Consider the following 7,951-nt stretch of genomic DNA (forward strand, 5'->3'; position numbering starts at 1 on the left):
CTTTCAAGGCAGACGCCTACAGGGAAGCCTGGCGAACCTGTTTCTCCAGCTCGGCCTTCAATCCCGGTTCCAGCTTGAGCTGGCGCGCCAGTTCATCGAGGTAGGACTTCTCCATGAAGCTCTCCTCATCCACCAGCATCACGCTGGCGATGTACATTTCCGCAGCCATTTCCGGAGTGCTGGCGGCGCGCGCAACATCGCCCGGGTCCAGCGGTTTGTTCAGTTCGGCGTGCAGCCAGTGTTGCAGCTCCTGGTCGTTGTCGAGCTTGCTGAACTCGCCTTCGATCAGCTCGCGTTCGCGCGCATCGACATGACCGTCGGCCTTGGCCGCAGCCACCAGGGCCTTGAGAATCGCCTGGCTGTGCTGCTCGACTTGCGCCGGCGGCAATCGATCGAGGGTTTGCGGTTCGGTCCTCGGCGCCGTGCCCTGCTGGGCCTGCCAGTTGCCGTAGGCTTTGTAGGCCAGCACGCCCAATGCAGCGAGACCGCCATAGACCGCGACCTTGCCCCCGACCTTGCGCGCCTTCTTGTTACCCAGCAGCAGGCCCATGGCCCCGGCGGCCAACGCTCCACCGCCTGCACCGGAAAGCAGGCCGCCGAGACCGCCCGAGCCTCCGGTGCCGCCGAGTAACCCGCCCAATCCTGCGTTGGACGAGGTGTTACGGGCACCACCGGTCTTGTTCTGCAACATGTCCTGACCGGATTTGAGTAGCTGGTCGAGCAATCCACGGGTGTTCATTTTCCGCCTCCACTAAAAGGTACAACCAGACCTTAAGGCCACCAGCCTAGATCGAAAGTGCCCGAAAACGGCCTGTTAGATTGCTTCCAGATGTTGCTCACGCTTTGCGCAGGTGACTTACAGCTACCCTCTAAAAAAACGATATACACTCGATAAAATCTATAAAACTGCCCACCGGGTACGCTCTTCATGATGACCTTGCGTCAAATCCGTCATTTCATTGCCGTGGCCGAGACCGGCTCGATCTCCGCCGCCGCGCAAACCGCGTTCATTTCCCAGTCCACCCTGACCCTGGCGATCCAGCAACTGGAGCAGGAAATCGGCGTCGGCCTGTTCAATCGCCACGCCAAGGGCATGACCCTGACCCATCAGGGGCACCAGTTCCTGCGCCAGGCGCATTTAATCCTGGCTACCGTGGACAACGCCAAGCGCAGCCTGCAACAAAGCACCGACCAGGTGGCCGGGCAATTGATCGTCGGGGTGACCAGCCTGGTGGCCGGTTACTACCTGGCGGACCTGCTCACGCGTTTCCAGCGCGCCTACCCCAACGTCGAAATCCGCGTGATGGAAGACGAACGCCCTTACATCGAACACTTGCTGGTCAGCGGCGAGATCGATGTCGGCGTGTTGATCCTCTCCAACCTCGAAGACCGCCACGCCTTGCAGACAGAAGTGCTGACCCATTCGCCCCATCGGCTGTGGCTGCCGGCCCAGCACCCGCTGCTGGAACACGACAGTATCAACCTAGCCGACGTGGCCCGCGACCCGCTGATTCAATTGAACGTCGATGAAATGGACCGCAATGCCCAGCGCATGTGGACAGCCGCCTCCCTGCAACCGCGCATCACCCTGCGCACCGCCTCGACCGAAGCGGTGCGTAGCCTGGTGGCTGCCGGCCTTGGCGTGTCGATCCAGCCCGACATGACTTACCGGCCATGGTCACTGGAGGGCGACATCATCGAAGCGCGGCCGATTGCCGACCTCAGCCATACCTTGGATGTCGGCCTGGCCTGGCGCCGCGGGACCGCGCGCCCGGCCCTGGTGGACCCGTTCCTGACCGTCGCCCGCGAGCAACCCCACGGCGGGCGCAAGCCATCTATTTAATCGAACGCCGCCTTCAGTATTTAGAATTTGTCGACCTCGGGTCTGCGCACTAGTCTTGATGCATCCATATAAGACGGCCAGCCCCAGTCACAGGGAGCAACATGGCCACACAAGAAAAGAGAACCCGCAAAATGGCTGGCCCGCAGACCCCGTTGTTCACCGCATTGTTGATCGAGGGTGAATTGGTCGCCGGGCAAGGCCGTGTCGAACCGATTCTCAACCCGGCCACAGGCGAAGTCCTGACGCACATCGCCGAAGCCAGCACCGAACAAGTCGAAGCCGCCATCCTCGCCGCCCACCGCGCCTTTGCCGGGTGGTCGCGAACCACGCCGCAGCAGCGCTCGAACCTGTTGCTCGATATCGCCAACGCCATCGAAAAAAACGCCGACCTGCTCGCCCGCCTCGAATCCCTGAACTGCGGCAAGCCGTTGCACCTGGCCCGCCAGGACGACCTGAGCGCCACGGTCGATGTGTTCCGCTTTTTCGCGGGCGCCGTGCGCTGCCAGACCGGCCAGCTCAGCGGCGAGTACCTGCCCGGGTACACCAGCATGGTGCGTCGTGATCCTATTGGAGTGGTTGCGTCCATCGCGCCGTGGAATTACCCGATCATGATGGCGGCGTGGAAAATCGCCCCGGCCCTGGCCGCCGGCAACACCCTGGTGTTCAAGCCATCGGAGCACACCCCCCTGTCGATCCTGGCGTTGGCCCCGGCGCTGGCCGAGATCCTGCCGCCCGGCGTGATCAATATTGTCTGCGGTGGCGGCGAAGGCGTCGGCAGCCATCTGGTCAGCCACCCCAAGGTGCGCATGGTGTCGCTGACCGGCGATATCGTCACCGGGCAGAAAATCCTCCAGGCCGCGGCAAAAACCCTCAAGCGCACACACCTCGAACTGGGCGGCAAAGCGCCGGTGATCGTCTGTAACGATGCCGACATCCAGGCGGTGGTCGAAGGCGTGCGCACCTACGGCTACTACAACGCCGGGCAGGATTGCACCGCCGCTTGCCGGGTGTATGCCCAGGCCGGCATTCACGACCGCCTGGTGGCCGAACTCGGCGCGGCGGTCAGCAGCCTGCGTTTCGCCGGCAAACGCGATGCCGACAACGAAATCGGCCCGCTGATCAGCACCCGCCAGCGCGACCGCGTGGCCAGTTTCGTCGAACGCGCCCTCGGCCAGCCACACATCGAACGGGTGACCGGTGCGGCGGTGCATTCCGGCGCCGGCTTCTATTACCAGCCGACGTTGCTCGCCGGTTGCAAGCAAGGCGATGAAATCGTCCAGCGCGAAGTGTTCGGGCCGGTGGTCACCGTGACCCGCTTCGATCAGCTCGAACAAGCCGTGGACTGGGCCAACGACTCGGAATACGGCCTGGCCTCCTCGGTCTGGACCCAGAACCTGGACAAGGCGATGCAGGTCGCCGCGCGGTTGCAATATGGCTGCACCTGGATCAACAGCCATTTCATGCTGGTCAGCGAAATGCCCCACGGCGGGCTCAAGCGATCGGGCTACGGCAAGGACCTGTCCAGCGATTCGCTCCAGGACTACAGCGTGGTGCGGCACATCATGGCCCGCCACGGGCAGCATCTCTGACTACGCTAATAACAAGCCGATAGCGGCATGCTTCACCACGTTCACCACTGCCCCGACCATAATTTGAAGAAGAGGGAAATTCCATGTTCGTGTACAAGACCGCACTGCTCAGTGCAATCACCACCGCGCTGCTGGCCAGTGCCAGTGTCCAGGCCGCCGAGCCGTTGCAGGCTGTCGGTGCCGGCGAAGGCCAACTCGATATCGTCGCGTGGCCCGGCTACATCGAACGTGGCGAAAGCGACAAGGCCTACGACTGGGTGACCGGTTTCGAGAAGGAAACCGGCTGCAAGGTGAACGTTAAAACCGCGGCGACTTCCGATGAGATGGTCAGCCTGATGGCCAAGGGCGGTTATGACCTGGTGACGGCTTCCGGCGACGCTTCCTTGCGCCTGATCGTCGGCAAGCGGGTGCAGCCGATCAACACGACGTTGATCCCGAACTGGAAGAACCTCGACCCGCGCCTGAAAGATGCGCCGTGGTATGTGGTCAACAACCAGACCTATGGCACCCCGTACCAGTGGGGTCCGAACGTATTGATGTACAACACCAACGTCTTCAAGACCGCACCCGACAGCTGGGGCGTGTTGTTCAATGCCGAAAACCTGCCGGATGGCAAGCCGAACAAGGGCCGCGTGCAGGCCTATGACGGCCCTATCTACATCGCCGACGCGGCGCTGTACCTCAAGACCGCCAAGCCGGAACTGGGCATCCAGAACCCCTACGAACTGACCGAAGCGCAATACAAGGCGGTGCTCGATCTGTTGCGCGCGCAGCAGCCGTTGATCCACCGCTACTGGCACGACACCACCGTTCAGATGAGTGACTTCAAGAACGAAGGCGTGGTGGCGTCCGGGGCCTGGCCGTATCAGGTCAACGGCCTGGTCAACGAGAAGCAGCCGATCGCCTCGACCATCCCGAAAGAAGGCGCCACCGGGTGGGCGGATACCACCATGCTGCATGCCGAAGCCAAGCACCCCAACTGTGCCTACAAATGGATGGACTGGTCCCTGCAACCGAAAGTCCAGGGTGACGTGGCGGCGTGGTTCGGTTCGTTGCCAGCGGTACCGGCCGCGTGCAAGGAAAGCGAACTGCTCGGCGCCGAAGGTTGCAAGACCAATGGGTTCGACCAGTTCGACAAGATCGCCTTCTGGAAAACCCCACAGGCCGAAGGCGGCAAGTTCGTGCCGTACAGCCGCTGGACCCAGGACTACATCGCGATCATGGGCGGTCGCTAGTCTGCGCGATCCCTGAAATGAAGTAGATCCCTGTGGGAGCTGGCCTGCCGGCGATGGCGGAGTAACAGGCAACACAGTATTGACGGTGCTGACGCCATCGCCGGCAGGCCAGCTCCCACAGTTGACCACCTCTGTTGCCACTGCCGAGCAAGGCATTCGGCTGTAGTTGACCGTTTCTCGTTTTTTCAGAAGTCCAGGCAGGGCCGCTGCGACGGCCCTCGCCTTTTCGGAGCACCGCACCATGACGCTTGCAGTCCAGTTCACCAACGTTTCCCGTCAGTTCGGCGAAGTGAAAGCCGTTGACCGGGTTTCCATCGACATCCAGGACGGCGAGTTCTTCTCCATGCTTGGGCCTTCGGGCTCGGGCAAAACCACCTGCCTGCGCCTGATCGCCGGTTTTGAACAACCGAGCGCGGGCTCGATCCGCATTCATGGCGAGGAGGCCGCCGGCCTGCCGCCGTACCAGCGTGACGTGAACACCGTGTTCCAGGATTACGCGCTGTTCCCACACATGAACGTACTCGACAACGTCGCCTATGGCTTGAAAGTCAAAGGCGTCGGCAAGGCCGAACGCCGCAAACGCGCCGAAGAAGCCCTCGACATGGTCGCCCTCGGCGGTTACGGCGAGCGCAAACCGGTGCAACTGTCCGGTGGCCAGCGCCAGCGCGTAGCCCTTGCCCGCGCCCTGGTCAACCGTCCGCGTGTGCTGCTGCTCGACGAACCCTTGGGCGCGCTCGACCTGAAGCTGCGCGAGCAAATGCAGAGTGAACTGAAGAAGCTGCAACGCCAGCTCGGCATCACCTTTATCTTCGTCACCCACGACCAGACCGAAGCGCTGTCGATGTCCGATCGCGTCGCCGTGTTCAACAAGGGTCGCATCGAACAGGTCGATTCGCCGCGTAACCTGTACATGAAGCCCGCGACCACGTTCGTGGCGGAATTCGTCGGCACGTCCAACGTGATTCGCGGCGATCTGGCGCAGCAGTTGAGCGGCAATCCACAACCGTTTTCGATTCGCCCGGAACACGTGCGTTTCGCCGAAGGCCCACTGGCCGCGCACGAAATCGAAGTCAGCGGTTTACTGCACGACATCCAGTACCAGGGCAGCGCCACACGTTATGAACTGAAGCTGGAAAATGGCCAGACCCTGAACATCAGCCAGGCCAACAATCAGTGGCTCGATACCAGCGCGCAACATCAGACCGGGCAACGCCTCAGCGCACGCTGGGCGCGCGAAGCGATGATCCCGTTGCACGACACCATCGTGGGTGGGGTGTGAAATGACCAGCGTCGCTCTCCCGCAAAACCCGGCCAGTGGCTCGCCGTTGCGCCGATTTTCCAACCTGTTGTATCGCCGGCCGAACCTGTACCTGTCGATGCTGCTGGTGCCGCCGCTGCTGTGGTTCGGCGCGATCTACCTCGGCTCGTTGCTGACCCTGTTGTGGCAAGGTTTCTACACCTTCGACGACTTCACCATGGCGGTCACCCCCGACCTTACCCTGGCCAACTTCGCCGCGCTGTTCCAGCCATCGAACTTCGACATCATCCTGCGCACCTTGAGCATGGCGGTCGTCGTCTCGATCGCTAGCGCCATCGTCGCGTTCCCGATTGCCTACTACATGGCCCGCTACACCACCGGCAAGACCAAGGCGTTTTTCTACATCGCGGTGATGATGCCGATGTGGGCCAGTTACATCGTCAAGGCGTATGCCTGGACCCTGTTGCTGGCCAAGGGTGGCGTGGCGCAGTGGTTCGTCCAGCACCTGGGGCTGGAGCCGGTCTTGCAGTTCATCCTGGACATTCCCGGCGTCGGCGGCAGTACCTTGTCAACCTCGCACCTGGGACGCTTCATGGTGTTCGTCTACATCTGGCTGCCGTTCATGATCCTGCCGATCCAGGCCTCACTGGAACGCCTGCCACCGTCCTTGCTGCAAGCCTCGGCAGACCTCGGCGCCAAGCCACGCCAGACCTTCATGCAAGTGACACTTCCGCTGGCGATTCCGGGCATTGCCGCAGGTTCCATCTTCACTTTTTCGCTGACCCTGGGCGACTTCATCGTGCCGCAACTGGTCGGCCCGCCGGGCTACTTCGTCGGCAGCATGGTCTACGCCCAGCAAGGTGCGATCGGCAACATGCCGATGGCGGCCGCCTTCACCCTGGTGCCGATCGTGCTGATCGCCATTTACCTGTCCATCGTCAAACGACTGGGGGCCTTCGATGCACTCTGAAAAAGCATCCCTGGGTTTACGCATTGCAGCCTGGGGCGGGTTGGTGTTCCTGCACTTCCCGATCCTGATCATCTTCCTGTATGCCTTCAACACCGAAGACGCGGCGTTCAGCTTCCCGCCCAAGGGCTTCACGCTGAAGTGGATCGGCGTGGCTTTCTCGCGGCCCGACGTACTGGAAGCGATCAAGCTGTCGTTGCAGATCGCTTCGATTGCCACGCTGATCGCCATGGTCCTTGGCACGCTGGCTTCGGCGGCGCTGTATCGCCGGGACTTCTTCGGCAAGCAAGGCATCTCGCTGATGCTGATCCTGCCGATCGCCCTGCCCGGCATCATTACCGGGATCGCGCTGCTGGCGACGTTCAAGACCCTGGGCATCGAGCCGGGGATGTTCACCATCATCGTCGGCCACGCGACCTTCTGCGTGGTGATCGTCTACAACAACGTCATCGCCCGCTTGCGCCGCACCTCCCACAGCCTGATCGAAGCCTCGATGGACCTCGGCGCCGACGGCTGGCAGACCTTCCGCTACATCATCCTGCCGAACCTCGGCTCGGCGCTGCTGGCCGGAGGCATGTTGGCGTTTGCGCTGTCGTTCGACGAGATCATCGTCACTACCTTTACCGCAGGCCACGAACGCACCCTGCCGCTGTGGCTGCTGAACCAGCTCAGCCGCCCCCGGGACGTGCCGGTGACCAACGTCGTGGCGATGCTGGTGATGATGGTGACCATGCTGCCGATTCTCGGCGCCTATTACCTGACGCGGGGCGGTGAGAGCGTGGCGGGTAGCGGCGGGAAATAACAGACAACTCAGCCACTGAAGAAACCGAATCTTGTAGGAGCTGGCTTGCCAGCGAAAGCGGTGTGTCAGCCGACATCAATGTTGAAGGTGATGGCCCCTTCGCGAGCAAGCCCGCTCCCACATTTTGAGCCGGTTTCGTCAGGGGAAATAACAACAGTTCCAAAGAGGACAAGAACATGCAAACCCAACTCTTGATCAACGGCCAACTCATCAACGGCGAAGGCCCCGCCCAACCGGTGTTCAACCCGGCGCTGGGT

8 protein-coding genes are annotated in these 7,951 nt (G+C 62.0%); 6 read left to right on the plus strand and 2 right to left on the minus strand.

Annotation, left to right across the window (positions count from 1 at the left end; all coding sequences use genetic code 11):
• Positions 1–16 precede the first annotated feature (16 nt).
• A complete protein-coding gene (locus NPS56_RS25515) occupies positions 17–739 on the minus strand; it encodes a tellurite resistance TerB family protein (RefSeq protein WP_274077207.1) in 723 nt (240 codons plus the stop codon).
• A 189-nt stretch (positions 740–928) separates the two neighbouring features.
• On the opposite strand from NPS56_RS25515, the gene NPS56_RS25520 reads away from it, so the two are divergent.
• The 6 genes from NPS56_RS25520 to NPS56_RS25545 all read left to right on the plus strand — a co-directional run bounded on the left by NPS56_RS25520 (position 929) and on the right by NPS56_RS25545 (position 7,694).
• Positions 929–1,843: a LysR family transcriptional regulator gene (locus NPS56_RS25520; protein ID WP_274077208.1), complete on the plus strand. Its 915-nt coding sequence runs from the start codon at positions 929–931 to the stop codon at positions 1,841–1,843.
• Between the two features lie 131 nt (positions 1,844–1,974).
• The gene (locus tag NPS56_RS25525; RefSeq protein WP_274077217.1) at positions 1,975–3,432 is read left to right on the plus strand and encodes a gamma-aminobutyraldehyde dehydrogenase; all 1,458 of its coding nucleotides are present in this window, start codon (positions 1,975–1,977) and stop codon (positions 3,430–3,432) included.
• Between the two features lie 83 nt (positions 3,433–3,515).
• Positions 3,516–4,667, plus strand: coding sequence for a putative ABC transporter substrate-binding protein YdcS (gene ydcS, locus NPS56_RS25530; protein WP_274077209.1), 1,152 nt, complete (start codon positions 3,516–3,518; stop codon positions 4,665–4,667).
• Positions 4,668–4,908: 241 nt separating this feature from the next.
• Complete coding sequence (locus NPS56_RS25535; protein ID WP_274077210.1) at positions 4,909–5,946, plus strand: ABC transporter ATP-binding protein; 1,038 nt, start codon at positions 4,909–4,911, stop codon at positions 5,944–5,946.
• A 1-nt stretch (position 5,947) separates the two neighbouring features.
• The gene (locus NPS56_RS25540; protein ID WP_274077211.1) at positions 5,948–6,895 is read left to right on the plus strand and encodes an ABC transporter permease; all 948 of its coding nucleotides are present in this window, start codon (positions 5,948–5,950) and stop codon (positions 6,893–6,895) included.
• A complete protein-coding gene (locus NPS56_RS25545; protein WP_046816458.1) occupies positions 6,885–7,694 on the plus strand; it encodes an ABC transporter permease in 810 nt (269 codons plus the stop codon). Before NPS56_RS25540 ends, NPS56_RS25545 begins: the two co-directional genes overlap by 11 nt.
• A 65-nt stretch (positions 7,695–7,759) precedes the next feature.
• Here NPS56_RS25545 and NPS56_RS25550 read toward each other — a convergent pair.
• Positions 7,760–7,951 (minus strand): hypothetical protein (locus NPS56_RS25550; protein ID WP_274077212.1); only part of this gene is annotated, 192 nt, incomplete at its 5' end.

The sequence above is a fragment of the Pseudomonas putida genome (assembly GCF_028682635.1).
GTDB classification, from domain to species: domain Bacteria; phylum Pseudomonadota; class Gammaproteobacteria; order Pseudomonadales; family Pseudomonadaceae; genus Aquipseudomonas; species Aquipseudomonas putida_AE.

Bases quoted from the DNA above. Each gene is read 5' to 3' on its own strand.
- NPS56_RS25515 (WP_274077207.1), bottom strand. From the start codon at position 739: ATGAACACCCGTGGATTGCTCGACCAGCTACTCAAATCCGGTCAGGAC.
- NPS56_RS25520 (WP_274077208.1), top strand. From the start codon at position 929: ATGATGACCTTGCGTCAAATCCGTCATTTCATTGCCGTGGCCGAGACC.
- NPS56_RS25525 (WP_274077217.1), top strand. From the start codon at position 1,975: ATGGCTGGCCCGCAGACCCCGTTGTTCACCGCATTGTTGATCGAGGGT.
- ydcS (WP_274077209.1), top strand. From the start codon at position 3,516: ATGTTCGTGTACAAGACCGCACTGCTCAGTGCAATCACCACCGCGCTG.
- NPS56_RS25535 (WP_274077210.1), top strand. From the start codon at position 4,909: ATGACGCTTGCAGTCCAGTTCACCAACGTTTCCCGTCAGTTCGGCGAA.
- NPS56_RS25540 (WP_274077211.1), top strand. From the start codon at position 5,948: ATGACCAGCGTCGCTCTCCCGCAAAACCCGGCCAGTGGCTCGCCGTTG.
- NPS56_RS25545 (WP_046816458.1), top strand. From the start codon at position 6,885: ATGCACTCTGAAAAAGCATCCCTGGGTTTACGCATTGCAGCCTGGGGC.